General features: G+C 47.5%; 23 protein-coding genes. 7 read left to right on the top strand and 16 right to left on the bottom strand.

All coding sequences use genetic code 11. The features are described from left to right. The first annotated feature begins 47 nt into the window (after positions 1-47). A complete protein-coding gene (locus Q1B11_RS10985; RefSeq protein WP_299732171.1) occupies positions 48-977 on the top strand; it encodes an outer membrane protein OmpK in 930 nt (309 codons plus the stop codon). A gap of 253 nt (positions 978-1,230) precedes the next feature. Next, positions 1,231-2,574 (top strand): OprD family outer membrane porin, encoded by a 1,344-nt coding sequence (locus Q1B11_RS10980; protein ID WP_299732169.1) that lies wholly within the window; start codon positions 1,231-1,233, stop codon positions 2,572-2,574. Positions 2,575-2,619: 45 nt separating this feature from the next. Here Q1B11_RS10980 and Q1B11_RS10975 read toward each other — a convergent pair whose 3' ends face one another. Beyond that, positions 2,620-2,940, bottom strand: coding sequence for a high-potential iron-sulfur protein (locus tag Q1B11_RS10975; RefSeq protein ID WP_299732165.1), 321 nt, complete (start codon positions 2,938-2,940; stop codon positions 2,620-2,622). Between the two features lie 292 nt (positions 2,941-3,232). On the opposite strand from Q1B11_RS10975, the gene Q1B11_RS10970 reads away from it, so the two are divergent. Then, positions 3,233-3,871, top strand: coding sequence for an META and DUF4377 domain-containing protein (locus Q1B11_RS10970; RefSeq protein WP_299732162.1), 639 nt, complete (start codon positions 3,233-3,235; stop codon positions 3,869-3,871). Between the two features lie 48 nt (positions 3,872-3,919). Here the strand turns inward: Q1B11_RS10970 and deoD are convergent, their stop codons facing one another. The 6 genes from deoD to Q1B11_RS10940 all read right to left on the bottom strand — a co-directional run bounded on the left by deoD (position 3,920) and on the right by Q1B11_RS10940 (position 8,106). After that, a complete protein-coding gene (gene deoD, locus Q1B11_RS10965) occupies positions 3,920-4,624 on the bottom strand; it encodes a purine-nucleoside phosphorylase (RefSeq protein WP_067517476.1) in 705 nt (234 codons plus the stop codon). A gap of 74 nt (positions 4,625-4,698) precedes the next feature. Further along, positions 4,699-5,931 carry a phosphopentomutase gene (locus tag Q1B11_RS10960; RefSeq protein ID WP_299732159.1) on the bottom strand — a complete coding sequence of 411 codons (1,233 nt, stop codon included), beginning with the start codon at positions 5,929-5,931 and terminating at the stop codon, positions 4,699-4,701. 30 nt (positions 5,932-5,961) lie between these two features. Next, positions 5,962-6,615, bottom strand: coding sequence for a lipopolysaccharide kinase InaA family protein (locus Q1B11_RS10955; protein ID WP_299732156.1), 654 nt, complete (start codon positions 6,613-6,615; stop codon positions 5,962-5,964). Positions 6,616-6,739: 124 nt separating this feature from the next. After that, positions 6,740-7,036, bottom strand: a complete 297-nt coding sequence (locus Q1B11_RS10950) for a hypothetical protein (RefSeq protein ID WP_299732152.1) — start codon at positions 7,034-7,036, stop codon at positions 6,740-6,742. Positions 7,037-7,039: 3 nt separating this feature from the next. Continuing rightward, positions 7,040-7,828 (bottom strand): deoxyribose-phosphate aldolase, encoded by a 789-nt coding sequence (gene deoC, locus Q1B11_RS10945; RefSeq protein ID WP_299732149.1) that lies wholly within the window; start codon positions 7,826-7,828, stop codon positions 7,040-7,042. Between the two features lie 131 nt (positions 7,829-7,959). Further along, a complete protein-coding gene (locus Q1B11_RS10940) occupies positions 7,960-8,106 on the bottom strand; it encodes a hypothetical protein (protein ID WP_157674121.1) in 147 nt (48 codons plus the stop codon). A 229-nt stretch (positions 8,107-8,335) separates the two neighbouring features. On the opposite strand from Q1B11_RS10940, the gene Q1B11_RS10935 reads away from it, so the two are divergent. Both Q1B11_RS10935 and Q1B11_RS10930 read left to right on the top strand, forming a co-directional pair. Next, positions 8,336-9,739 carry a glutamate decarboxylase gene (locus Q1B11_RS10935; protein ID WP_299732132.1) on the top strand — a complete coding sequence of 468 codons (1,404 nt, stop codon included), beginning with the start codon at positions 8,336-8,338 and terminating at the stop codon, positions 9,737-9,739. A 101-nt stretch (positions 9,740-9,840) separates the two neighbouring features. Next, positions 9,841-10,791, top strand: coding sequence for a LysR substrate-binding domain-containing protein (locus Q1B11_RS10930; RefSeq protein ID WP_299732129.1), 951 nt, complete (start codon positions 9,841-9,843; stop codon positions 10,789-10,791). A 447-nt stretch (positions 10,792-11,238) separates the two neighbouring features. Here the strand turns inward: Q1B11_RS10930 and Q1B11_RS10925 are convergent, their stop codons facing one another. The 5 genes from Q1B11_RS10925 to Q1B11_RS10905 all read right to left on the bottom strand — a co-directional run bounded on the left by Q1B11_RS10925 (position 11,239) and on the right by Q1B11_RS10905 (position 16,790). Next, positions 11,239-12,195: an oligopeptide/dipeptide ABC transporter ATP-binding protein gene (locus Q1B11_RS10925; protein ID WP_299732126.1), complete on the bottom strand. Its 957-nt coding sequence runs from the start codon at positions 12,193-12,195 to the stop codon at positions 11,239-11,241. 4 nt (positions 12,196-12,199) lie between these two features. Further along, positions 12,200-13,237: an ABC transporter ATP-binding protein gene (locus tag Q1B11_RS10920; RefSeq protein WP_299732123.1), complete on the bottom strand. Its 1,038-nt coding sequence runs from the start codon at positions 13,235-13,237 to the stop codon at positions 12,200-12,202. Positions 13,238-13,264: 27 nt separating this feature from the next. Continuing rightward, positions 13,265-14,200, bottom strand: coding sequence for a nickel transporter permease (gene nikC / locus Q1B11_RS10915; RefSeq protein WP_299732120.1), 936 nt, complete (start codon positions 14,198-14,200; stop codon positions 13,265-13,267). Positions 14,201-14,212: 12 nt separating this feature from the next. Beyond that, positions 14,213-15,139 (bottom strand): nickel ABC transporter permease, encoded by a 927-nt coding sequence (nikB, locus tag Q1B11_RS10910; protein ID WP_299732117.1) that lies wholly within the window; start codon positions 15,137-15,139, stop codon positions 14,213-14,215. Positions 15,140-15,272: 133 nt separating this feature from the next. Further along, complete coding sequence (locus Q1B11_RS10905) at positions 15,273-16,790, bottom strand: glutathione ABC transporter substrate-binding protein (protein ID WP_299732114.1); 1,518 nt, start codon at positions 16,788-16,790, stop codon at positions 15,273-15,275. 768 nt (positions 16,791-17,558) lie between these two features. On the opposite strand from Q1B11_RS10905, the gene Q1B11_RS10900 reads away from it, so the two are divergent. Further along, positions 17,559-17,783, top strand: coding sequence for a thioredoxin family protein (locus tag Q1B11_RS10900; protein ID WP_299732362.1), 225 nt, complete (start codon positions 17,559-17,561; stop codon positions 17,781-17,783). A gap of 133 nt (positions 17,784-17,916) precedes the next feature. On the opposite strand, the gene Q1B11_RS10895 is transcribed toward Q1B11_RS10900, so the two are convergent. The 3 genes from Q1B11_RS10895 to betB all read right to left on the bottom strand — a co-directional run bounded on the left by Q1B11_RS10895 (position 17,917) and on the right by betB (position 22,438). Then, complete coding sequence (locus tag Q1B11_RS10895; protein ID WP_299732111.1) at positions 17,917-19,128, bottom strand: BCCT family transporter; 1,212 nt, start codon at positions 19,126-19,128, stop codon at positions 17,917-17,919. Between the two features lie 133 nt (positions 19,129-19,261). Beyond that, positions 19,262-20,965, bottom strand: coding sequence for a choline dehydrogenase (gene betA, locus Q1B11_RS10890; protein ID WP_299732108.1), 1,704 nt, complete (start codon positions 20,963-20,965; stop codon positions 19,262-19,264). Between the two features lie 18 nt (positions 20,966-20,983). Further along, positions 20,984-22,438, bottom strand: coding sequence for a betaine-aldehyde dehydrogenase (gene betB, locus Q1B11_RS10885; RefSeq protein WP_299732105.1), 1,455 nt, complete (start codon positions 22,436-22,438; stop codon positions 20,984-20,986). Between the two features lie 511 nt (positions 22,439-22,949). Here betB and Q1B11_RS10880 point away from each other — a divergent pair. Further along, a complete protein-coding gene (locus tag Q1B11_RS10880; protein WP_299732102.1) occupies positions 22,950-23,414 on the top strand; it encodes a hypothetical protein in 465 nt (154 codons plus the stop codon). 180 nt (positions 23,415-23,594) lie between these two features. Here Q1B11_RS10880 and Q1B11_RS10875 read toward each other — a convergent pair whose 3' ends face one another. Next, positions 23,595-24,938 (bottom strand): TolC family outer membrane protein, encoded by a 1,344-nt coding sequence (locus Q1B11_RS10875; RefSeq protein WP_299732099.1) that lies wholly within the window; start codon positions 24,936-24,938, stop codon positions 23,595-23,597. Positions 24,939-24,975 lie beyond the last annotated feature (37 nt).

Below are 24,975 nucleotides of genomic sequence, written 5' to 3'. Positions count from 1 at the left end.
TATCTTTTCTATACTTATGATCCTTCCTTAAAATATGGAGGCTGATCATGAGAGCCACCGCCCACTCTGTTTTTTATACGACGTTGCTCGCTTTTATTCTATCGCTTGCTCCCGGCTTGGCATTAGCCACTGATTACGACGATGGTAGTCCACCCAATAATGATTTTATGTGGATGAACCTTAACTTGATGTATGCCTATAAGGAGCTTCCACGCGCAGATAGTGCAGCCCATGATGGTCATGATTATTTTGAGTTAGAGTTTGGTGGGCGCTCAGGATTCCTCCAATTATACGGATATGTTGATGTTTTCAACCTCGCCAACCGTGAAAGCAGTGACAAGCATGGCAGCTCAAAGATGTTTATGAAGCTTAACCCCAGATTCTCAGTGGCAGGGCTTTTTGACAGTCTGCCTTGGGGACCAGTGAAGGATGTTTATTTTTCAACATTGTTTAATTGGGGTGGGGGTGGGGGAACAAATACATACGAGTACACGGACAACGCTACGCAGAAAGTTAAGTATCTTGATGTCCCAAGCGAAGATACCAACACCTCATTCTGGGGCATTGGTGCAGACATGCAGGTTCCCTGGTTTGGCCTGATGGGTTTCAATCTCTACGCTATGTACGACCTCAATAATAAGGATTGGAACGGCTATCAGGTAACTACCAATTGGTTTACTCCGTTTGTTCACTTTGACAATGGCTCTTTCATTGCTTACCAAGGCTATCTTGACTATCAATTTGGCGGCAAAACCAGTTCCAATGATAAATCCATTCATTATGATAAAAAGTTCACAAGTAATGGCGGGCAAATGTTCAATGGCATTTATTGGCACTTTGATAAATTTGCACTTGGCTATGGACTTAAACTCTACTCAAACACCTACCTGATTAAAGATGATGGCAATTTATTTGGCACTAAAAATACCAAATCCAGTGGTGCAAGCCATTACTTTGCTGTGAGTTATAAGTTTTAAACTCGGATAGGATTCACATTTAGTTGGGCATGGACGCATAAAACCATTATTAAAATAATTACATCAAAAATATTTTAGAATAAGTAAGTATTGAGTCATATTTATACTCAGCGTCTTAAATCCCTTCACTTTTTAAATCTGCATCTATACTTGCTTATCTCATTCACTTTCATTGATGTAGCAGGTGCATGTTTTGTCCATATTTAAACCTTCAATTTTATCATATGCCGTAGCAGTTTTAAGTCTTCCGGCTATGGCGAATCATAATAATGACTCAATGGACGATATTGGAAAAATTGATGGTAAGATTCAATCCGTTTATTTTGATCAAGAAAACAAAGATGCAGATAGTGTGACTGAGCATTCCGGTGCATGGTCTGGTGCGCTTTGGCTGAATGCAGAAACTGCTCATTTTGCAGATGTGGTTGGCTTTGGTGCGTCCTTCTATCAAGTAGCCAAAATAGATATGAAGGATCGTAATGAAACAACTAACAACGGCGGTGGTTCCGGTGGTTTGCTGAACTCTGATAACGATGGTTTTGGTAACCTTGGTCAACTCTGGGTTGACTTTAAACTGCCTGACATGAATGACGGTGTTTCCGCAAATCTTAAAGTCGGTCGTCAGCTGGTTGAAACCGGATTGATTACCATCTCGGGTTCACGCTCCGTACCCAGCGCCTGGCAGGGTGTGGATGCTGCCGTAGATTTGGATGGTCTGACCGGTAAAATCGCGTGGGTTGATAAAGTATCCATGAGAACACAATCCGGCTTTCATGATATTCAAAACGCTAAAGGACAAAAGATTGATGGCATCATAGGCATGGAGCTTAGTTATACCGTTGACTTGGGAAATAGCAGCAGTTTGGAGTTTCAGTACCGAAATGGTCTCGCTGACAAATATGTGAAATCCCACAATGGAAATATTACGTACAAACTACCCTTAAACAATGATTCAACACTAACCTTGGCAGGTATGTATTACCATGCCAAAGAAGACGGTAAACGTTGGGTGTGGGATGACGCTGTTACTCCAGGCAAGGAAAGTGAATTTTCTCCAGCCCCCTTCAAAGATAAAGCAGAATCCATGGGTCTGAGTGCGACTTTCGATTTTGATTCACTATCTGTTATGGCTGCATTTACCTATAGCAAAGCGAGCACTGCAACCAGTGTTCACACTGCTGAAGGCTATGAATATATAGGAAACTACAATTATTACTTCGGTGATAACACCCAAGGTGCCTATGGTATGCCAACCTCAAGCATCTACTCTGACTTCAATTTTGATAAAGAAAAAGCATGGCTGATTGGTGGCGAATATGACTTCAGTGAAAGTGGCCTGAAAGGTCTTTCACTAGGATATAACTTCATTTACGGCTCTGGCATGAAAGCGGAAAAGGTTGGAGGAAAATCCAAAGACGTCTCCGAATACGAGCATGATGTGACCGTGAAGTACAACTTTGTTAACGTAGGCTTAAAAGATCTGAACCTGAAAGCCCAATACGCCTACAACCACAACGATAAAGAGTTCCGTATGGCTACGGGTCAGGCTAACGCCAAATATCTCAGAGCGTGGTTGAGCTATTCATTTGAAATTTAAGCACAGGTAAAAAAAATGGCAGAGTTCTTCCTCTGCCATTTTTTTTCATGCAGGCTTCGGCGCCCAAACCTTACACCAACCTTCCGCTTCCACCGCCTTACCCGGGAAGAGTGCGCAGCCACTGTTACTGGCAACATAAAGTGCGCAGTTCGAACACTTTCTACCTTCCTCGAAACCATCAACCGATTTGGCTTCTTCCTGCGTTTTTCGATAGTTCAGGGCAATGGCATTTTTATCGGTAGTTTCCAGTGGCGGCAAAGCGTCAGCTCTGGCCGGTCGGCTCGATATATTGAGCAGTGGAATAAGCGCTGTCGCTGCAGCCATTTGCAAAAAGCGTCGCCGGGTGGATCCGCGTTTATCAGACATGGAGAAACCTCATCTTATCCCGTTTTTATTCGTCTGGAGCTGAATCAACCGTTAATGAAGTGAATGACCGTTTATATTCCCCAATACAAACAAAATCATTCGTTTATACTTCAAATGAGAATCAACTACAGCAAATGAAATAATCGGGTTATTATTTCATTTACGAGTATATTAATAACTTTCAACGAATAATCTGCATACGCTGATTACATTGCTCCAGATCAATATTATTCCAAAAAAATACCTTGCTGATTTGGCCTATATCTTCAGTGTTTGATGAAGGAGTTTTTCAATGAAGTGCCTCCAATCCGGGGTTATCGCCATGTCGGCTTTTATTATTGGCTGTACCACCTTGCCAGAAGGTAACTGGCAGGAATCTGCTCCCATGCAAAATCCGCCAATGACGCTGGATATCCAGAAAGATCGTATCTCAGCCTATGCTGGCTGTAACCGGATGTTTGGCTCTGCAAAAATGTCCGGAGAGCATTTAGTGGTGGGTCAATTAGCCAGCACTATGATGGCATGCTTTGGCGAGGGCGCAGACCGAGAAGAGCAACTCAAGCAGCTTTTGTCCAGTGAACCACAGGTTCAATTATCAGATACGCATTTGGTGCTCAGCAGCGGTGAAATCAGTTACGTGTTTGAAAAAATGCCTGATATGAGTAAAGGCTTGACCCGTTTTATCTACGTTGCACCAGAAAAAGCGGAATGCATGGGCGTGGCGCCGATGGAGTGCCTGCAAATTCGAGAGTCAGAAGAAGAACCCTGGGCACTGCACTTCGGTAACATTGAAGGCTTTGATTTTCAGGAAGGTAACGCTTATCGCCTGCGAATTAAAGAGTTTGATGTGCCCAATCCACCAGCGGATGCTTCCAGCAAGCGCTGGATTTTGGATCTGATTGTAGAAACAGAATGGGTTGGTAACGAATAGGGATTCGGACAGGCCGGTAATCCTGAAGGGATTGCCGACCTTGTACGTTTACAGCAGAGAATTCAGCGCCACTTCAACCATTTCGTTAAAGGTGCTCTGACGATCTTCCGGAGGCAGGGCAACACCTGTACGGATATGATCACTGACGGTACAGATCGCAAGACCTTTTGCACCAAACTCAGCACAAACACCGTAAAGGCCCGCGGCTTCCATCTCCACACCCAGAATGCCGTATTTTTCCATGACATCAAACATGGTTGGATCCGGGTTGTAGAATAGGTCTGCAGAGAACAGGTTACCGACCTTAACCGGCAAGTTCATTTTACGAGCCGCATTGACTGCATTTTCCAACATCACATAGTCAGCAATTGCTGCAAAGTCCTGATCTTTAAAACGGATACGGTTCACTTTGGAATCGGTGCAGGCACCCATACCAATCACGATGTCGCGTACTTCAACGTCTTTAGAGATCGCACCAGCGGAGCCAACGCGGATCAAGTTCTTAACACCGTACTCGGTGATCAGTTCCTTGTAGTAAATGGATGCAGAAGGGATACCCATCCCTGAACCCATCACCGATACACGTTCGCCTTTGTATGTACCGGTGAAGCCCAGCATGTTGCGAACATCGGTCACCTGCTCAGCACCTTCCAGAAAGGTGTCGGCAATATGTTTAGCGCGCAGTGGATCGCCGGGCATTAAACAGGTTTCAGCGAAGGCTCCAGCTTTAGCATTAATATGGGGAGTCACAATTCCGTCCTCACAGGTTTAAAATATTACATACTATCTTTGTCGTATTCAGGATAGTTCACAAGGCCACAGGTCAATCAATCGTGCAAAATTTGCGGCAAAAAAGACGTGCCGTATTCCATTGGCTCAAGATCAAAATAGCTCGCCAATGTCTGACCAATATCCGCAAATGTTTCGCGCTGCCCCAGTGAACCGGGTTTCAGATTTTTGCTAAATGCCAACACTGGAATGTGCTCACGGGTATGATCGGTGCCCGGCCAGGTAGGGTCACAACCATGGTCCGCAGTGATGATCAGAAGATCATCGTCTTTCATGTAATAGAACAGATCTGGCAACATGGCATCCAGCTGTTCCAGCGCTAAAGCGTAGCCAGCTGTATCTCGGCGATGACCAAAAGAAGAGTCAAAATCCACAAAATTGGTGAATACAATGCTTCTGTCGCCAGCTTCCAGAAGGGCTTCACGGGTGGCTTCAAACAGCGCCGGAATACCCGTTGCTTTTACTTTTTTGGTAATTCCCTGATGGGCAAAAATATCCGCAATTTTACCAACGCTGACGACTTCACCACCGCTGGCTACCAGTTTATCCAACACTGTTGGTGCCGGTGGTAACACGGAGAAATCACGACGATTGCCTGTGCGTTGGAAATCACCCGCATCATCGCCGGTAAATGGTCGGGCAATCACACGTCCAATGTTGTATGGCTCAAGAATTTCACGGGCGATTTTGCAAACGTCCATCAAACGATCCAAGCCAAAAGTTTCTTCGTGGCAAGCAATCTGGAAAACACTGTCTGCCGAGGTATAAACAATCGGCTTGCCGGTTTTCATGTGTTCTTCACCAAGATCTTCAAGGATACTGGTGCCGGAAGCGTGGCAGTTACCGAGCACACCAGGCAGTCTGGCTTTATCGATCAGCTCATCCAACAGTTCTTGCGGAAAGCTGTTCTGTTCATCCCGGAAATAACCCCATTCAAAGAGAACAGGTACACCGGCCATTTCCCAATGACCGCTGGGCGTATCTTTACCGCTGGAGAGCTCTTTAGCATAACCATAAGCACCCACAATCGGCATATCGTTTTGCATGCCCATTGGGAATTCACCGCTGGACTCTTTAGCTGCATGAATCAAGCCCAGACTCCCCAACTCAGGAAGTTTCAAAGGTCCTTCACGACCAATGTCGGCTTTTCCTTCAGCACAGCTCTGAGCAATGTGACCAATGGTGTTAGAGCCTACATCGCCAAATTTATCAGCGTCTGCGGTGGCTCCAATGCCAAATGAGTCCATTACCAGGATAATTGCACGCTTCATTCGCTACTCCTGCATCCTATGAAAATGGTATTAACTGTTCATCTGCTCTTGATAGGCGCTTATGACAATGGCTTCCATGCCATTATTAAATTTCTTGAACTCCCGTCGTGTACGACGGAAACCATCCCTGAGGGAGCGCTGAGCTCGTTTTTTAGAAAGCATATGTGGGTATGGATTTCTAATTTCCCGGTCAATCATCACCAGCTCACATTCTTCAAGATTGGTGATGATCAAATCTTTCACTCGCAGTGGTGCGTAAAAGCCCTGCTGATGCAATCTGGCTATCAGCTTACCGTAAGCTGTCAGCAACTTATCAGTGATAACCTCATCATCTGTATCCATTAAATATCGATCCAGCTGATACCCAGATACTTCATTAACAAGTATAAAACCTTCCACAGGAAAGCCTTTTCTCCGACGCTCACCAACAGCCATGACATCCATTACTGGGAAGCCTCTGGCTTTTAGTTGCTTAATGTAGATGTCTTCATTAACCGCTGGTGTATGAGCCCGCTTCAATAACAGATTACTTTCAAGGCACAATCTCTTCGGGACAGAGAATTGCCTTTTCAGGTATGCAACCTTACCGTTGATATTGATACGCCGGCTTTCTCTGCTTGGCTCTTTTTCCAGAATATCGCCAACCACGACCGACATAGCCTGATCAAAATTGGTGATATTCATTTGTTCTAGTCGAGAACGATAGTGCTCATTTTTATGAAAGTACATATTTGAAAACAACAGGCTATCTCCTTGGGCATCTGATTAATCAGATTAGGAGATCAGCCATATTCAACCAGTTTGAGTGTTAATGAAGTGAGTAGACCAGTGGATTCGCCTTAGGCGCTTGATCTATAACCCCAATGGCTACACGTAATATTGCTGCCGCCTGTTCCCATGAAGCTGTTGAATCAGCATGCAACATGGCAATCGCCCGTGATGGGTCTATACAATCGCCAAGTCGACAAATCTCTGTAATACCAACGCTGTAATCCAATCTATCAGTGGTGAGCTTTCGACCACCGCCCAACTGCACAACAATAAGACCAACTTCACGGGTATTCATCGTAGAAACATAACCTTCTGCTTCCTGCGGCAGAAACATAACTCAGTATCCTTCGCTTACCGTATCACCGGCGTTACCTTTCTTAATACCCAGTGCAATCATCAGATTGCCAAGTAAGCTACTGGCACCAAAGCGATAGTGGTTACGGTTGATCCAGTCTTCACCCAGAATTTCAGCAGCCATATCCAAATGCAGCGCTGCATCCTCCGCGGTTTTAATGCCACCGGCAGGTTTGAAACCGACCTTGGTATTGCCGCTGTCACGAATGGTTTCCAGCATAATGCGAGCCGACTCAGGCGTTGCATTCACGGCCACTTTACCGGTAGAGGTTTTGATAAAATCAGCACCGGCCTCAATGGAGATTTCACTGGCTTTGCGGATCAGAGAAGGGTCATTCAACTCACCGGTTTCAATGATCACCTTTAGCAAAATACCTTTTTGTGCACAGACTTCTTTGCAACGGCGAACCAGTTCAGCACCGACCTCTTCATTACCGGCCATAAATGCGTGATATGGGAACACCACATCAACTTCATCAGCACCATAGGCGATAGCTGCATTGGTTTCTGCGACTGCGATATCGATATCATCACCGCCTGCAGGAAAGTTAGTGACAGTAGCAATTGTCACGTTATACAAACCGAGTGAGTCCAGCGTTCTTCTGGCAATTGGAATAAAACGTGGGTAAATACAGACAGCTGCCGTGTTTCCAACTTCAGTATGAGCCTGATGGCAGAGCTCGATGATTTTTTCAGGCGTATCATCGTCGTTCAGGGAGGTCAGATCCATTAATTGCAGTGCCTGACGGCTACGGGCATTCAGGTCAGTCATGGGAAGGTCCACTGGATTGATTAAGGAGCTATCGCTGGTTAAAGCGACTTCCTCTTAAGCACCAGACAAGTGCATCAGACCCACGTGTCTGGCATGAAATAAGTTACTGTTCCAATAATATAAGGGAGATTCTACGACAACGCATTTTTGCCGAGTACAAAAAAACCCCGTAAGAGTACAGGGTTCTTTCGCTGATCATCCACCTGAGCCTGCAGAGCGATCTGCAAACCCATTCGTCCATTGCTGAGGCTTAATCTATTGGAACAGGCAATGGTCATAGTCTAAGCCTTTCTCAGCTAGCGCTACTGGTTCCCGCCAGTAATGCAAATGGAACGAAGAAAGCATCATATAGATCAATTATCCGCATCGTAAATTAAGAATATCCGGATGATCATTCTGATTTTTTGAACACGGAATGATCAACAGAGTCTATAATTTTGCCAGTCTTGGACGTTGTCCACTGTCGCTCAATTTCATAACCCTGTTTATGCAGCGGGAATATCTATTATGCCTCTCCACTTTCTGCACAAAAAAAAATCGACTGACACTCAAAAGACTGATGACGTTTATGCGTCATCGGATTTATCCATCAGTATGCCTAAATACAAAATGCCAGAGAATTCGCAAGATCCCAGGCATGCCTATCAGATCGTCCATGACGAGTTAATGCTGGATGGCAACTCACGCCAAAACCTGGCAACCTTCTGCCAGACATGGGTTGATCCTGAAATCCATAAAATCATGGATGAATGCGTCGACAAAAACATGATCGACAAAGATGAGTACCCACAAACTGCCGAGCTGGAAAACCGATGCGTGCATATGCTGGCAGATCTCTGGAACTCCCCCGATGCGGTGAATACGCTGGGCTGTTCGACCACCGGCTCCAGCGAAGCTGCGATGCTCGGCGGTATGGCGTTGAAGTGGCGCTGGCGTGAGCGCATGCAACAGAAAGGTAAACCCACCGATAAACCCAATCTGATCTGCGGCCCGGTGCAAATTTGCTGGCATAAATTTGCCCGCTACTGGGATGTAGAGCTTCGAGAAATCCCCATGGAAGGTGATCGTCTCATAATGACGCCAGAGGAAGTAATTAAGCGCTGCGATGAAAATACGATCGGTGTCGTGCCAACATTGGGCGTCACATTTACCTGCCAGTACGAGCCGGTCGAAGCGGTCTGCAAAGCGCTTGATAAACTCCAGAAAGATACCGGGCTTGATATTCCCGTTCATGTGGATGCTGCCAGTGGTGGCTTTCTGGCGCCGTTCTGTGAACCCGACCTTAAGTGGGATTTCCGGCTCTCAAGAGTTAAATCCATCAACGCATCAGGTCACAAGTTTGGTTTGGCGCCGTTAGGAGCAGGCTGGGTGGTTTGGCGTGATAAAGAAGATCTCCCAGAAGATCTGATCTTCAACGTTAACTATCTGGGCGGCAACATGCCCACTTTTGCCCTGAACTTCTCCCGCCCCGGCGGGCAGATTGCCGCTCAATACTACATTTTTCTAAGGCTCGGAAAAGAAGGCTATCGACGTATACAGCAAGCCTGTTATGACACGGCCCAATACCTCAGCAAACAGATCGAAAACTTAGGCGTATTTGATATTATCTATGATGGCAAGGGTGGTATCCCCGCCATGAGCTGGTCATTAAAGAAAGGATTAAAACCCGGCTTTAATCTATACGACCTGTCGGATCGAATCCGTAGCCGAGGCTGGCAAATCGCCGCTTACTCTATGCCTGCTAACCGTGAAGATCTGGTGATTATGCGAATTATGGTGCGTCATGGCTTTACCAGAGATCTAGCTGACTTGCTGATTGATGACCTTAAGCGTTGCCTTGATTACTTTGAAAAGCATCCTGTTCAACAGGCAGGTATAGAAGAAGATTCTGCCGGCTACAATCACAACTGATCAACCAAACCTTGCCCCAGATCAAAAAATACACGCAAAACAACGGCAGTGATCATGTATGATGGCTGCCCTTTCCAGAAATAGCTGAACACCACAATCTTATGATTCCAACGGAAACGCTACAGATTGTCCGGGCCGTGGCCCACTTTCGAAACTTTACCGCAGCGGCAAAGCACCTGCACAAGGTTCCTTCGGCAATCAGTTATACCGTTCGGAAGCTGGAAGACCGACTCGGTGTTCAGTTATTTCTCAGAGACAGTAAACGGGTAGAACTCACCCCCGCTGGTGAGCACTTTATCGAAAATACCGATAAATTACTGGCCGCTCTGGAAGATCTTGAAAATACCACACGACAACTGGCGACCGGATGGGAGCAGGAGTTGCGTATTGCTGTGGACAATGTGGTTAACCAGGGAAAAATTTATGATCTGGTTCAGGATTTTCAGGCTGTTCGCCCGGAAACCGAACTGGTCATTAACTCTGAAGTGTACAATGGCTCATGGGATTCTTTGTTCCACGGCCGCTGTCAGCTAGCCATTGGCGCCCCTCAAACCATTCCGGACGCTATTCTCAATCAAGACCGTTTTGGCTGGCGCTCAATGGGTAAGATGAGCTGGGACTTTGTGGTGTCGCCGGACCACCCGTTAGCCAAGCACAAAGAACCCATGTCGATGGAAGATCTGCAGTCTCACCGATCTATCTGCATTCAGGATACTTCCCGCTTTTTCCGACAGGGCTACAATCTTCTGTTGGAAAATCAGCAGGTACTTCTGGTACCCAGTTTCCGAGCGGCGATTGAGTGCCTTCTGAGAGGACTCGGAGCAACCATTCTACCCAGCCATTTTGCCAAACCTTATATTCAGGAAGGCATGCTGGTGAAGAAAGATGTGCCTGATCTGCAATTTAACGACGGATGCCTTTTAGCCTGGAATCGGGAAAATATGGGCCAGGGCTTAAAGTGGATTCTCGAGTGGCTGGGCTCTGAAGAGTGGCTGAATAAAATCTGGCTACAGTACGATGACCAGAAGCCAATGGGCTATCACGTTCCCTGATTGATCGTTGCAGACGGTATCGGCACAATAAATTGCTTGATGAACGCATGGACCGACAATGAAAAAGCCTCCATGGCTGGTTGCTGAAACAAACGGGTGAGCCCGATTTAAGTAGGGACTTGCTTCAGGATGTTTTTCTGAAATCTCTAGGAGCCTGACCGAGAATAGCGCCCGTAGCGAGGACGGTAGAAAATGGTCAATGCCTGCAAAATTCAGTTTGATGAAACCGGCGTGAGTGATTTCACACCACGCCAGTAGGTTATACCAATTCTGTTTTTAAATTATGGGCTGCGCAGCTATTTCGACCGGCTGGATCTGCGTTGAAGTTCCTCGCCATAGCTACCACCCACAGGGCGTAAAGGCTATGACCCGTCTCTTCGCCTTGCCCAGTCGCCCAAAATAACTTGCTCGTTCCAAAATTTAAAAACGCCATTGGTATTAGTCATCCTAACCTTTCTCCACCATGGCACAGGCAACAAAGTGCCCTTCATTAATCTCTTTAAGGTCAATCTCTCTGGCCGTACATTCTGCCACTGCGTATTGACAGCGTGGGGCAAAACGACAGCCCGGCGCAGGATTAACCGGAGACGTAATTTCTCCCTTTAATGCCTCACGTTCCATTTTATGATCCAGATGGATGGATGGAATCGCTGATAACAATGCCTTGGTATACGGATGTGAAGGGTTCTTAAACAGCTCTTTTGCTGGCGCTTTCTCGATGAGCTGCCCCAAATACATGACGGCAATTTCATCGGAGAAATGCTTTACCACCGACAAATCATGGGTAATGAAAATATAGGTTAGCCCGAGTTGCTCCTGAAGGTCCTGCATCAGGTTCAGAATCTGCGCCTGAATGGATACATCGAGGGCAGAAACCGGCTCATCACAAATAATGAACTTAGGGTTTAGGGCCAGCGCCCTCGCAATACCAATACGTTGTCGTCTGCCACCGTCCAGCTCATGAGGATAAGTGTTCACCAGGCGAGGACTAAGACCCACCAGCGCCATCAGCTCGGCAACTCGCTCACTGAGTTCCTGCTTGCTCTTCACCTTGTTGTGAATAATCAGAGGTTCACCAATGATTTCACTGGCGGTCATCCGTGGATTCAGTGAAGCAAAGGGATCCTGAAAGATAATCTGCATATCTTCCCGGAGTCGTATCATCTGCTCCTTACTGAACTCACGGATGTTCTTCCCTTCAAACAGAATTTCACCATCGGTGGCATCCAATAGGCGGAGAATCACACGACCGGTGGTGGATTTACCACACCCGGACTCACCCACGATTCCCAGGGTTTTGCCTTTCTCAATGACAAAATTCATACCGTCCACCGCATGCAGCAGACCTTTTGGCGTATCAAAGTACTTCTTGAGGTTTCTGACTTCCAGAATAGTGTCTGACATAGCTTTATCCCTGCACCCGATTGAGTTCTGTTAAAGGCTTTTGTGCAGCTAATGGCTCTGCCATTGCCTGCAACATAAAACAGCGGGCTGTATGACCGGATTCCGTCAACACGGGTTCTGGCTCAGAAAGGGAACACATTGCAGTGGCATCCGGACAACGTGGGTGGAATTTACAACCTGACGGAGGGTCTGTCGGGTCCGGCATCATGCCTTTAATAGGCTTCAGTCGTCCAACCGTGAGATCAAGATCCGGAATCGAGCCAAACAACCCTTTGGTGTATGGGTGTTTGGTGTTTTCATACACGTCGCGAATATCACCGCTTTCTACCACTTCACCGGCGTACATGATGGCGACTTTGTCGCATACTTGGGCAACCACACCCAGATCGTGAGTGATCAGCAGCATGGCGGTGTTATAACGGGTTTTCAGGTCTTTCATCAGATCTAACACCTGCGCCTGAATGGTAACATCCAGCGCAGTGGTGGGTTCATCCGCAATAAGAAGATCCGGGTTGCAGGCAAGGGAAATGGCAATGACCACCCGCTGTTTCATACCACCGGAAAACTGATGCGGGTAATCGCCAGAGCGTGCCGCCGGAATGCCAACCATTTCCAGCATTTCTTTCGCTTTCTGGAAAGACGACTGCTTACTCACACCTTCGTGAATTTGGATTACCTCGGCAATTTGCTCACCCACGGTCATCACCGGATTCAACGAGGTCATTGGATCCTGAAAGATCATGGAGATTCGGTTGCCCCGAACACTGCGCATTTTCTCTTTGGGCAATTGCAGTAAATCTTCACCATCAAAGATCACCTTGCCGTTCACAATACGCCCTGGTGGATTAGGCACCAGCCCCATAATCCCCAACGCGGTCGTGGTTTTACCGGCACCGGTTTCACCAATCAGCCCAAGGGTTTCGCCTCGTTTAAGGCTGATATTCAGGTTATTCACCGCGTAGGTGGTTTCACCATCCACTTCGTACACGATGCTGAGGTCTTCAATAGACAACAGATCCTGTGTATTCATTTGTTCTGTCATAGCTGCTCTCGAATAGTCAGGTATCTGTTAATGTTTCAATCGTGGATCAAGGGCATCACGCAAGCCATCGCCCAGCAGGTTCAGGGCAAGAATGGTGATCATAATGGTCAAACCCGGGAACGTAGTGACGTGCCATGCATGGCGCAAATATTGACGACCACCGGCAAGCATTGCTCCCCATTCAGGCTCTGGCGGCTGAATGCCCAGACCGATAAAGCTCAAACCCGCAGTGGACAAAATCGCACCAGCAACCCCTAACGCGCCCTGAACAATCACAGGCGACAGGCAATTGGGAATGATATGGCGAAAAATGATCCGAAAATCACTGGCACCAATAGCGCGCGCCGCTTCAATGAACTCTTGATCCCGAATCGTCAGTACTGATGCACGTACGACACGGGCATAAGTCGGTACACTGGAAATGGCAATGGCGAACATCAGGTTCATCAGGTTTGCCCCCAATGCGGAAACAATGGCAATCGCCAGCAGAATACTGGGCACAGCAAGAAAGATATCCATCACCCGCATGATGACGTTATCCAACTTTCCGCCGTAATAACCTGCGACAGCACCAAGGCCGCCGCCCAACACAATGGCAATGGCTACGGACAACACACCCACCATCAGGGAAACCCGGGTGCCGTGGATGATTCGAGCAAAAATATCACGGCCAAACTCATCGGTTCCCAACCAGTACTGGGCACTGGGGCCCTGAAGACGGTCAGAAAGATTTTGAGCAATCACGACGGTTTCGTAATCAGCAATGAAATCCGCAAAAATGGCAGCCAACACCACGATAGTAATAATGACCAGACCCAGCATAGCCATCTTGTCGCGCTTTAAACGACTCCAAACTTCTAACCACTGACTGCGCTTTTTTGGAGCCGCTTTTGCCACAATCTCTGGTGCAGGTTCTTTTTCCAGCTGACCCTGTATCGGATCCAGCGTCATTTCCTGAGACATGATTCTTGCTCCTTAGGCGTACTGGGATTTGATACGTGGATCAACAAAACCGTAGAGCAAATCTACGAACAGGTTCACCAGGCTGAATGTGGTGGCCAGAAACACCACTGCACCTAAGACAGTGGGCGTATCTTTCTGGCGAATCGCATCCACCATCATCCGGCCAACACCAGGCCAGGAGAACACGGTTTCCGTTAATACCGCTCCACCCAAGAGCATACCGAACTGCAAACCAATCACTGTGATCACAGGAATCAGGGCGTTCTTCAGGGCATGGCGGTTAATGACCACATTCTCGGCCACACCTTTGGCTCGTGCGGTACGAATGTAATCCTGACGAATCACTTCCAGCATGGAAGAACGGGTCATCCGGGTGATAATGGCGGCGGAGCCAGTGCCTAAGGTGATGGCTGGCATGATCAAAGAGCTCCAGCTTGAATAACCACCAGAGGGTACCCAGCCGAGGTTAACGGCGAACAACAGGATCATCATCAAACCAAGCCAGAAGTTCGGCATGGAAACGCCCAGTAGTGCAAAAATCATCGAGCCACTGTCGATCATTGAATATTGTCGTGTAGCGGAAATGATGCCAATGGGAATACCAATAACCACCGCAATAAGAACACCCAGCGCTGCTAGAATCAGCGTATTGGGGAAACGGGAAAAAATTTCATCGAACACATCACGCCCACTGGTGTAGGACTGGCCCAGGTCACCAGTGACCGCATTACCCACAAAGTGGGCATAACGAAGCACAAACGGATCATTAAGCCCCATTTCTTCACGCAGTTCGGCGACGGCTTCAGCGGGGGCATTTTCCCCTAAAATTAACTGAGCCGGATCACCGGGAGTGAAGGACATGATGGCAAATACCAGCAGTGAGACACCCAGCAGTACGGGTATCAGCAGCAATAGCCTTTTGAGAATAAATCTATGCATGGTTCACCTGATAAGGGGCTGAACCCACCGGAGCATAAATAAACGACGATACCCCGATGGGCAGAAAGCACGCGCACCTTCTGAAACAAACTGTGAAGCGAACTGCGCGACTATCGCTAAGTCAAATGAAAAATCAGCCTGCGAAGCTCACGCCTCTGAGTTTATGGTGGCCAGCAGGTGCCATACTGAAGCCCAGTACATTCTTCTGAATGCCAATATTCTGGTATTGGTCATAAATAGAGAATGTAGGTACTTCATTTTGCAGAATTACCTGAACTTTGCCGTACAGCTCTTTACGCTCAGCCGCATCGATAGAGGTACGTGCCTGGTTCAACAACTGATCCACTTCAGCATTGCTGTAGAAAGAACGATTACCAGCACCACCGTGAGTAGCGGAGTTGAACAGTGCATAGAGGCCGTAGTCCGCATCACCGGTCACGGTTACCCAACCAAGGATGAACATGTCGTGATTACCGCGGGAAGTGCCATCTAAAAATGCGCCCCACTCAACCACTTCGATTGACATATCAATGCCGATTTGACGCAACTGAGCCTGCAAAACCTGAGCAATCTGTACACGCGTTGGATTGTCGTTGGTCCAAATAGTGGTTTTAAAGCCATCTGGCAGACCCGCTTCAGCCAAAAGCTCGCGGGCTTTGTCAAAGTTCTGCTGGTATCGATCGATCTCAGGATTGTAACCAAATACCTTTGGACCAATCGGAGAGCTGGAAGGCGCACCGGCACCCATCAAAACCGCTTCAACGATGTCGTCTGCATTGATAGCGTAAGAAATAGCCTGACGGACTTTCACGTTATCAAACGGTGCTTTTTGTGTGTTAAAACCTAAATATGCGACAGAGAAAGACTCTTCTTCCACCAGCGCCAGGTTTTCCTTATTACGCACGGTATCTTTGTCGATAGGCTCAAGGTCGTAACCGATATCAATTTCGCCGGTTTCCAGGGCGATCGCACGGTTAGTACCTTCAGGAATATTGCGGAAAACGACATTAGGAATGGCCTGTTTGCCACCGTAGTAGTCGTCAAACGCTTTCAGGGTGATACGGTCACCAACAGCCCAATCAACGAATTGGTAAGGACCAGTTCCCACTGGCTGTTGACCATAGGCGTCACCAGCAGCCTTTACGGCTTTTTCGTTGAGAATGGACGCGGCGGTGTGAGTCAGGTGATACAACAGAGGGCCAAACGGCTCTTTGGTGATGACATTCACGGTGTATTCGTCAACGATGTCGACAGAGTCAATGGCGCTAACAATGTGCGCAACCGTTGGCGATGCAATCATTGCTTCAAGAGTGAATTTAACGTCAGATGCCTTTAGCTCTTCACCATTGTGGAACTTCACACCTTTTCTCAGAACAAATTGAGTAGTTTTGTCGTCCAGACTTTTCCAGGACTCTGCCAGACCCGGAACGATGTTCATGTCCTTGTCGGTCTCAACCAGCTGGCTGTAGATCTGCACTGCCACCCGGGATGACGGCTGATCATTGGTTGCATGAGGATCCAGTGTCTTGGCATCCGCACCCTGGCCAACCACCAGTGTATCTTTAACCTTGACCGCTTCTTCCGCTCCCCCACAAGCGGAAAGGACTACTGCCATGCCTACAGCCATGGCAACCTTTACAGCTTTTATCATCACTAAGCCCATCAATATTTGTAATTTATGATATGGAACTACTTAATACCCAATGCGTTACTTATACGTCGGTAGTTTGCTAAGTGGCATACAAGGCATGAGTAGTTTTTCAAGAAGCGCGATGTATCTACACGCTTTACTTATAAGTACCCGGCCATATGGAATCGAATATTTCTGGCTTGTTGATCAGGTTCTCTGCAAGGCCCAACGGCGGGAGCATAGCGAGCTATGTGACCAGAGTTGCAACGCAGTCAGAGGGTCTGATCAATAAGTCAGAAAATATGACTTCATATGGTTGGGTACTTAAAGAGATCTTTAAAAAGAAAACCCGCTCGGCGAGTGTAAACGAGCATTTTTTTTGTCATATTGATTTAGATCAGTAATAACACCTACTCGGAACATTCTCCGGCATTCACTTTTTGACCATAAAAATCACCTGAAAATACAGTGCGTCTTTTTGTCTTCTGGATCGTGTTTGTAACAAACAGGATTTCTTTGGAGGCTCAAGTAGACTCAAAATGTTGAGCATATTTATACCAATTCTGTTTTTAAATTATGGGCTGCGCAGCTATTTTGACTGTCTGGATCAGCGTTGAAGTTCCTCGCCATAGCTACGGCTATGACTCGTCTCTTCGCCTTGCCCAGTCGCTCAAAATAACTTGCTCGTTCCAAAATTTAAAAGCAACATTGGTAATACTCATCTGGCAGACTGGCTCACCTATTCTCTGTTGCAGTTAATGCCTGAAAAATCGCTGGTGAAAGGCATTCATTTCTTTATATGGTCCGGGCTGCAAAAACTGCACGACAACTGCCGAATTGATAGCAAAGATTGCAGAGGAAGCCAATGTTGAAATTGAGCTTAAGAAAGTGACAGACCTGGAAACAATGATGCATGCTGGCGTAGTCAGCACACTAGCAATTTCTATTGATGGTGTGCTGGTACACAACGGCTCAGCGCCTGCTGTAGAGAAAGTCAGAGAGTTTCTGAGTTAATAGTTGATTGTCGACAACCCTTTGGGTTGCCGACCTACGATATCTGCTTTTAATGATCTTCTACGACAACCTCACTCCGCAGGGGAACGAGGCTTATAGGTTTTGAATAACCTAAGTTTCGGAACCAGCAGACTCAGTTAGACAATTCGAACTTCCTAAAGTCCACTTCTTTATCTTCCGCTTTAATTGCCATCACCGGCTTGAGCTTGGTCAACAGGATATAACCAAAGCAGCTGAAGAACAGACCAATCACCAGGGCACCGACCCACTGAATCTGCAGGAAGTTCAATTTAAACAACAGAGTCAATACACTCATGGCAACGATATTGCCGAGAATGTATTTCCACTTACCAAGGCGAGCAACGGTGAGGTTCAGGTTATCGGTGTACAGACGGATCAGAGAATCCAGTGAGTTGATCACAAAGGTGACACCCACAAACACCATGGCCAGATTATAAAAACCAGCGGTTTCCAGACCATTAGCATGGTAGTAGTACAGTACGGAGAACCAGATACCCAGTGGAATAGACGGCACAATCAGCATAGCTGCCAGCAGCTGCCACGTAGTCAAACCACCTACGAAACGGGAAGTAAACTGACCAATCATAATGCTCCAGGAGAACCACCAGAAAAGATAGAACTCGTGGTAATCGTTCATCGGCAACACAAACTGATGGATATTGCCGAAGTAATCTCCAAGCAGCGCTACATTTTTGATGATACCTACAGCGCCATCATCGGTGGACATGGCTGCACCGGCCCACATTACAGCAATCAGCCCCAGGAATAATGCACTGGTAGCAAGGCTGATAAAACGAACGTATTTCAGGCTACTGCTGGAGTAAGCAGCAACGGCAATGGCCAGAAGAACAATCAGATAGAAAGACGCTACTACTGTTTCACCGTCGCCTACTTCCGGCAGATACCAAGGCAGGTTTGAGAGCAACAGATATGCGGTAAATGCACAGGTACCAATAATAACGATGTTATTAATGAGTTTAACCAGCGGTATCTCGAAGAACTTCACTTTTGGTTCAATGACACAAAAGTAAAAGCAGGTCAGAAAGTAAAAGGCCCAGATCAGGAATCCCCAGAAGCCAAATTCAATGGCCAGTGGGTTGGCAAAGCTGTATTCGGGGCTGGTTGCAAGGTCAGCGTAACCGGCAAACTCTGTCAGCGGGAACATGATCAAACCCACATCCAATCCGGAGGTGAACAGGATTGCAATAAACGTCAATGTTCTTACAGGGGTTGTGCCAACACATTGAACATTACCCCAGCGGATCAAAATAAATGCCACTGCGATAAATGTGAAAATAAGGCCAGCTGATAGCCAGGCTGTCATACGCTTCTCCAGTTTGAGTAGTTATTTGTAATTATTCGAAGGATGCGAGCTGCCAATATTGTTAATCGTTATCAGGCAACTCACTGGGTCAGTCATTTTTTCAAAAGAGCCTCCATTACTGGCCACATGATCGTTACATCGTTACACGTTCAGGTTCTCCTGACCGCTGTCGCTCTCTCCAACGTTCATCCATCCCAACCTTCACAGCTGAAGGTGCCAATGGCGCCTTGCCACGAATCACATCCGCTGCTTTTTCCGCCACCATGATCGTCGGTGAGTTCAAGTTGCCATTGGGGATGGTTGGGAAGATGGAAGAGTCCACCACTCGAAGGCCGGCAATACCCCGGACACGAGCCTGTGGATCAACAACGGCTTTTTCATCCGTTCCCATGGGGCAAGTGCACGATGGGTGATATGCACTCTCCACAGCGCCACGAACAAATGCATCGATTTCTTCGTTCGTTTGAACCGCATTACCGGGTTGAATCTCATCACCCCGATAGTCATCAAACGCCGGTTGATTGATCACCTCACGGGTCAATCGCACGCAGGCTCTGAATCCTTCCCGATCCTCTTCATGCTCCATATAGTTGAACTGGATTTGAGGATGGTCTTTAGGATTCGCACTAACGGCACGAACCCAGCCGCGACTTTTTGGTTTATTGTGACCAATATGCACCTGAAAGCCATGGCCATCGAATGCACTTCGACCGTCGTATCGCATGGCGGCTGGCAGGAAGTGGTATTGCAGATCTGGCCATTCCACACCGGCTTTGGAACGGATAAAACCACAAGATTCAAAGTGATTGGTCGCACCAAGGCCTTTGCGATCCAGAATCCACCGGGCACCGATCAAGCCTTTATTGAGCCAGTCCAGCTTGCCATTCAGGGTGATGGGTTCTTTGCATTTGAACTGGAAATAGAACTCCAGATGATCCTGAAGATTTTCGCCAACACCGGGTAGATCGTGAACTACATCGATTCCGGCCTGATCCAACACCGGCTTTGGTCCAATACCCGACAGTTGCAATATATGTGGTGAACCGACGGAGCCTGCTGAAAGAATCACTTCTTTATTGGTGCGGACTTCCTGAATCTTGCCATTTCGTTCATAACGAACGCCAACAGCGGTTTTATCTTCCAGAATTAATTTATGCACCAGAGCATGAGTGATAACTGTGAGGTTAGGTCTCTTCATGGCTGGGCGAAGATAGGCATTAGCAGTTGACCAGCGACGTCCATTTTTCACGGTCATATGCATTGGGCCAAAGCCTTCCTGTTGCTCACCGTTGTAATCTTTGGTTTCGAAATAACCTGCCTCTACACCGGCATCAACAAATGCCTGATAAAGCGGGTTTTTCATCTCATTGCCGTTATTCACACCCAGCGGACCTGAGTCACCACGATATTCATCGCCACCAAACGCCCAAGTTTCAGCTTTTTTAAAGTAAGGCAGGCAATGGGCATAATCCCATCCTTCTGCACCGTGTTGTTGCCATTCATCAAAATCACGGGCATGACCACGAACGTAAACCATGCCATTTATGGATGAAGAACCGCCCAGCACTTTACCTCTTGGGCAGTGCATACGACGGTTGTCGAGAAAAGGTTCTGGCTCGGTTTCAAACTGCCAGGCGAACTTCTCTGTATTCATTGGAATGGAAAGCGCCGTCGGCATTTGGATAAAAATGCTGCGGTCGCTGCCGCCGTTTTCCAACAAAAGCACATTAACGTTGGCATCTTCGGTTAAGCGGTTGGCTAATACACAACCGGCTGAACCGGCGCCAACAATGATGTAATCGTATTGACGGTTATTTTTTGATATATCTGTCGACATAAAAACTCGATTTATCTATTAAAAAGGGCTTTCCAGTGGTGTCATGCCCACATAGACAGACTTCAATTGTGTGTAGTGCTGTAAGGTTTCCATGCCATTTTCCCGGCCAATTCCGGATTGTTTGTAACCACCCACCGGCATTTCTACAGGAGAGAGCCCGTAGCTGTTGATCCAGCAAATACCTGCCTGCAGTCGTTCAATAACACGATGTGCTCGGCGAATGTCACGGGTATACACACCGGCGGCCAGTCCGTACTCGGTATCATTGGCTCGTTCGATCACTTCCTGCTCATCGTCAAACACCAGAATCGACATCACTGGGCCAAAAATCTCATTTTGGACGATGTTCATATCATCCCGGCAGTCGGTAAAAATGGTGGGTTCGACAAAGAAGCCGTTGGGTGCAGAATCAGGCGACAATGGATTACCGCCATGAAGCAGTGTTGCGCCGTCATCAAGACCGGATTGAATAAAATCCAGAACCAGCTTGTGATGTTTTGCAGAAATCAGAGCACCGAAGTTGGTTTCCGAGTCCATTGGGTCACCGGCAATAATGTTGTTGCGGGTGCGAGTCAGTAATTTTTCGACAAAAGATTCATAAATATCGCGCTGTAAAAACACTCGGGTGCCGTTGGTGCAAATCTCGCCCTGGGTGTAGAAATTCCCCAGCATGGCTGCAGAGACTGCTTCATCAATATCTGCATCATCAAAGATGATCAAAGGCGATTTGCCGCCCAGCTCCATAGTGACTTCTTTTAAGGACGCCGCCGACGCCGCCATCACTTTACGGCCGGTATTCACTTCGCCGGTAAAGGAGACTTTGGCAATATCCGGATTACCGGTCAGCCATTGACCGACATCGGCATCGCCTTGCACGACGTTGAAAACACCTGCTGGCACACCGGCTTCCATAAAGATTTCTGCCAGCTTCAAGGCGCCATGGGGCGTTTCTTCGGAGGGTTTGAAAATCATGCTATTGCCACAGGCCAGCGCTGGAGCGGATTTCCAGCAGGCAATCTGCAACGGATAATTCCAGGCGCCAATACCGGCACAAATACCCAGAGGTTCGCGGCGGGTGTAATAGAAATCCTGACCAATGCTTTGATGATTGCCTTCAATGGAGGGAGCAAGGCCGGCAAAGAACTCAATGGAGTCTGCACCAGAGAGCACATCCACTACGGATGCTTCCTGCCAGGGTTTGCCAGTATCTTCTACTTCTATGGCTGCCAGTTCATCATTCCGCTCCCGCAACAGTGCAACAGCTTTGTTCAGAATGCGGCTACGCTCCATGCCCGTCATGGAAGACCATTGTTCAAACCCTTTGCGGGCACTGGTGATGGCTTGTTGGCGGATCAGTTCGTCCGCCACTTCCACTTCATAGGCCACTTTGCCTGTTGCGGGGTTGATGACCTCAAAGGTTTCACCGCTTTGGTTGCTGAGGTAATCACCATCAACAAAGTTTCTAAGTCGCATCAAAGTTCTCCATACTGCTTTTCATGTTGTTCTAAGTGCTTGCTCAGAGGTCCTTTCAAAACTCATAGCACGACCAACCATGGTCATGCCCGGCATTCAATTTGCCATGTTCATTAATTTGGATGGGGGCACATGCTCGGCAGGACGATGCGTTAAGTAACCAGAAAGAGAGGTTCGCAGGCTTATCACCAAGACTTTAGTCTTATGTTTTGAGCTGAATAAGGGAGTGTTCCCAGAAATAGGCATAAAAGTCTGTTAGCGATTATTTGGTTTGAAGTCTAACCAATTTTCATCATTCCAGCAAACCAGCATGATTAGTAAAACCGGATAATCATGGCAAAAGCACATAATGCATCCAGAAAACAAATTAGAGCACTAACCAAAACCGCTCTAATAGCGTTAAACACCCTCCGTCATGAAGTCAGTAATACTGGCAGCCTTGTTAGACCATTCCCCATGGAATCAGTGGTATAAAAGCAATAAATAATCATTCAGATGAGGGGAGCATGATATGGAGTACATCGCACCGGCCTTTGATTATCAGGAATTGACCGTAAAAGGCCTGACTCAGGATATGGCAGCTCTGGGTACTATGGACAGCTCGGTCAATCCACTCGGCGTGCATGATAAAGCGATCGTTCAGATAGAAATGTACTGCCGGATGATCTGTTATGGCATCAACACGCCCTTTCCTCATGCTCGTCAGCACCTTGCCTTTGCTTTGCTGGGCATCAAAGGGGCTCTGCGTCAGATCAGCCTGGCTGAACTGGTCACCGCTAATGGGGATATCACCGGGATTGAGATTAAACGGTCACAGCGTGATCTGAAAATAATGGATAAGTTGGAAACACTGCTGGATAACTCCATTATCACGGAAGCGATCCCGACATTGAGAGAAGCCATCCGTTTCGTGCACAGCAGGGATCAAAAAGAAATTTATGACATCCTGAGCCTGAAGCTGAAAGCCCGGAAGTAAAGAAGAAGCTGTTCTCCTATAGGTGAACAGCTTTTTGGCTATACCCATTGGATTTCAAGTTGCTACTAGGCGACAAGTGAGCGAAGCCCCGTGAGCCTACAAGTAGTAGGTGATCGGGGTGAGCGAACGCTGACAACAACGTAGCAACTTGAAAGGCGATGGGTATATATGGCTATGGCGTTATCTGACCGCAACCACTTTTACACCACAGTCATTGTCCACTGGTAGACTGGCATCCATGCTCTGCAACAGAGTACCGGTGCTATTCAACAGACGGAAACGGTTAAACAGTAGATCGTAACGGGCATTGATAGCGCTTTGGCGGGCAGAAGTGTACTCATTCTGGCTATCCAGCAAATCCATCAATGTCCGGCTGCCCATCAGAAATTGCTTGTTATACAACTCCCGCGAACGATCGGATTGCTTCACGTGCTCTTCAAGGGGAAGTAAGCGCTGCGAGCCATAATCAATGGCTACCCAGGCAAGGCGAATTTCTTCTTCCACCTGGCGACGAGCACGATTCCGAATCTCTATAGCTTCATTGATCAGCTTACTGGTCTGGCTGCGGCGGGCTTTATCGCCACCACCGTTATACAGGTTGTAGGTCATGTTGACTTTAGCGACATGGTTATACGTGTCGTCTTTGCCACCGTTGGCATCGGTATCCCAATTTGCGCCGACTTCCATTTCGAAGCGTGGCATAAACGCACTCTTACTGGCTTCGTACTGAGCTTCTGCCGCCTGTACATCCGCAGTAGCCAGCTTCATGACTGGATGTGCTTCTACACCCAGAGTTAACGCTGCTTCCAATGATGCCGGAGATTGCTCAGGTATCGCTGGCACTGAATAGGCTTCTGGAAGATTACCCGCAAGGCGTTGATATTGCGTTTTCACATCCCGAAGGACGGACTCAGCACTGATCTCATTGGCTTTTGCCAACACCAGGCGACTCTGAGCCTGGGCGACATCCGCATCATTGCTTCGGCCTTTTCTACCCTGGGTTTCGATGAGCTTGACCAGTCGCTCATGTTCTTCAGCATTCGCCTTCATCAGCTCAACAACAGACTGCTGACGCATAATATTCACATAAGCTTGAGTCACCTGCAGTGCCGTATTGCTGGCCGCATAACAAACATCCTGAGCTGCCGATGCCTGACGAGCCTTCTGGCGATCGACTTCACTGGAGACTGCAAAACCATCAAACAACATTTGACGTGCAATTAAGGAGGCATCGCGGCGGGTTCTAACTTGATCATCTCGATCAGGATCACCCGCCAAACCAATCGTACTGCTATTCCGACTGTTCTCATAACCAACTCCAGCAGTCAGATCAAGGCTGGGTAAATAGCCAGACTTTGCCTGCCTGATTTCATCCATTCGAGCATCGGCTTCAATGGTTCGAATAAGAACTTCAGGGTTGGTCGCCAGCGTCTGATTGACAGCATCAAGCAGAGTATCCGCTTGAGCATTGGCTGTAAGAACGGCTGAAGCCAGTATCGACACTGTTAAAAATTTTGGAAACATCCTTTTCTCGCTCCTTTTTATCATACTCATAATCATG

This window comes from uncultured Endozoicomonas sp. (genome assembly GCF_947495845.1).
GTDB lineage: Bacteria > Pseudomonadota > Gammaproteobacteria > Pseudomonadales > Endozoicomonadaceae > Endozoicomonas.
Note: the sequence above shows the minus strand (reverse complement) of the source record. Positions and strands in the feature narration are given on the sequence as shown.

What these genes read in the sequence shown, in the direction of transcription:
- Q1B11_RS10975 (WP_299732165.1), bottom strand. Translation starts at nt 2,940, where the DNA reads ATGTCTGATAAACGCGGATCCACCCGGCGACGCTTTTTGCAAATGGCT.
- Q1B11_RS10935 (WP_299732132.1), top strand. Translation starts at nt 8,336, where the DNA reads ATGCCTCTCCACTTTCTGCACAAAAAAAAATCGACTGACACTCAAAAG.
- Q1B11_RS10985 (WP_299732171.1), top strand. Translation starts at nt 48, where the DNA reads ATGAGAGCCACCGCCCACTCTGTTTTTTATACGACGTTGCTCGCTTTT.
- Q1B11_RS10925 (WP_299732126.1), bottom strand. Translation starts at nt 12,195, where the DNA reads ATGTCAGACACTATTCTGGAAGTCAGAAACCTCAAGAAGTACTTTGAT.
- Q1B11_RS10895 (WP_299732111.1), bottom strand. Translation starts at nt 19,128, where the DNA reads ATGACAGCCTGGCTATCAGCTGGCCTTATTTTCACATTTATCGCAGTG.
- betB (WP_299732105.1), bottom strand. Translation starts at nt 22,438, where the DNA reads ATGCGACTTAGAAACTTTGTTGATGGTGATTACCTCAGCAACCAAAGC.
- betA (WP_299732108.1), bottom strand. Translation starts at nt 20,965, where the DNA reads ATGTCGACAGATATATCAAAAAATAACCGTCAATACGATTACATCATT.
- Q1B11_RS10875 (WP_299732099.1), bottom strand. Translation starts at nt 24,938, where the DNA reads ATGTTTCCAAAATTTTTAACAGTGTCGATACTGGCTTCAGCCGTTCTT.
- Q1B11_RS10905 (WP_299732114.1), bottom strand. Translation starts at nt 16,790, where the DNA reads ATGATAAAAGCTGTAAAGGTTGCCATGGCTGTAGGCATGGCAGTAGTC.
- Q1B11_RS10920 (WP_299732123.1), bottom strand. Translation starts at nt 13,237, where the DNA reads ATGACAGAACAAATGAATACACAGGATCTGTTGTCTATTGAAGACCTC.
- deoC (WP_299732149.1), bottom strand. Translation starts at nt 7,828, where the DNA reads ATGACTGACCTGAATGCCCGTAGCCGTCAGGCACTGCAATTAATGGAT.
- Q1B11_RS10980 (WP_299732169.1), top strand. Translation starts at nt 1,231, where the DNA reads ATGGCGAATCATAATAATGACTCAATGGACGATATTGGAAAAATTGAT.
- Q1B11_RS10940 (WP_157674121.1), bottom strand. Translation starts at nt 8,106, where the DNA reads ATGACCATTGCCTGTTCCAATAGATTAAGCCTCAGCAATGGACGAATG.
- Q1B11_RS10960 (WP_299732159.1), bottom strand. Translation starts at nt 5,931, where the DNA reads ATGAAGCGTGCAATTATCCTGGTAATGGACTCATTTGGCATTGGAGCC.
- Q1B11_RS10970 (WP_299732162.1), top strand. Translation starts at nt 3,233, where the DNA reads ATGAAGTGCCTCCAATCCGGGGTTATCGCCATGTCGGCTTTTATTATT.
- Q1B11_RS10930 (WP_299732129.1), top strand. Translation starts at nt 9,841, where the DNA reads ATGATTCCAACGGAAACGCTACAGATTGTCCGGGCCGTGGCCCACTTT.
- Q1B11_RS10955 (WP_299732156.1), bottom strand. Translation starts at nt 6,615, where the DNA reads ATGAATATCACCAATTTTGATCAGGCTATGTCGGTCGTGGTTGGCGAT.
- nikB (WP_299732117.1), bottom strand. Translation starts at nt 15,139, where the DNA reads ATGCATAGATTTATTCTCAAAAGGCTATTGCTGCTGATACCCGTACTG.
- nikC (WP_299732120.1), bottom strand. Translation starts at nt 14,200, where the DNA reads ATGTCTCAGGAAATGACGCTGGATCCGATACAGGGTCAGCTGGAAAAA.
- Q1B11_RS10880 (WP_299732102.1), top strand. Translation starts at nt 22,950, where the DNA reads ATGGAGTACATCGCACCGGCCTTTGATTATCAGGAATTGACCGTAAAA.
- Q1B11_RS10950 (WP_299732152.1), bottom strand. Translation starts at nt 7,036, where the DNA reads ATGTTTCTGCCGCAGGAAGCAGAAGGTTATGTTTCTACGATGAATACC.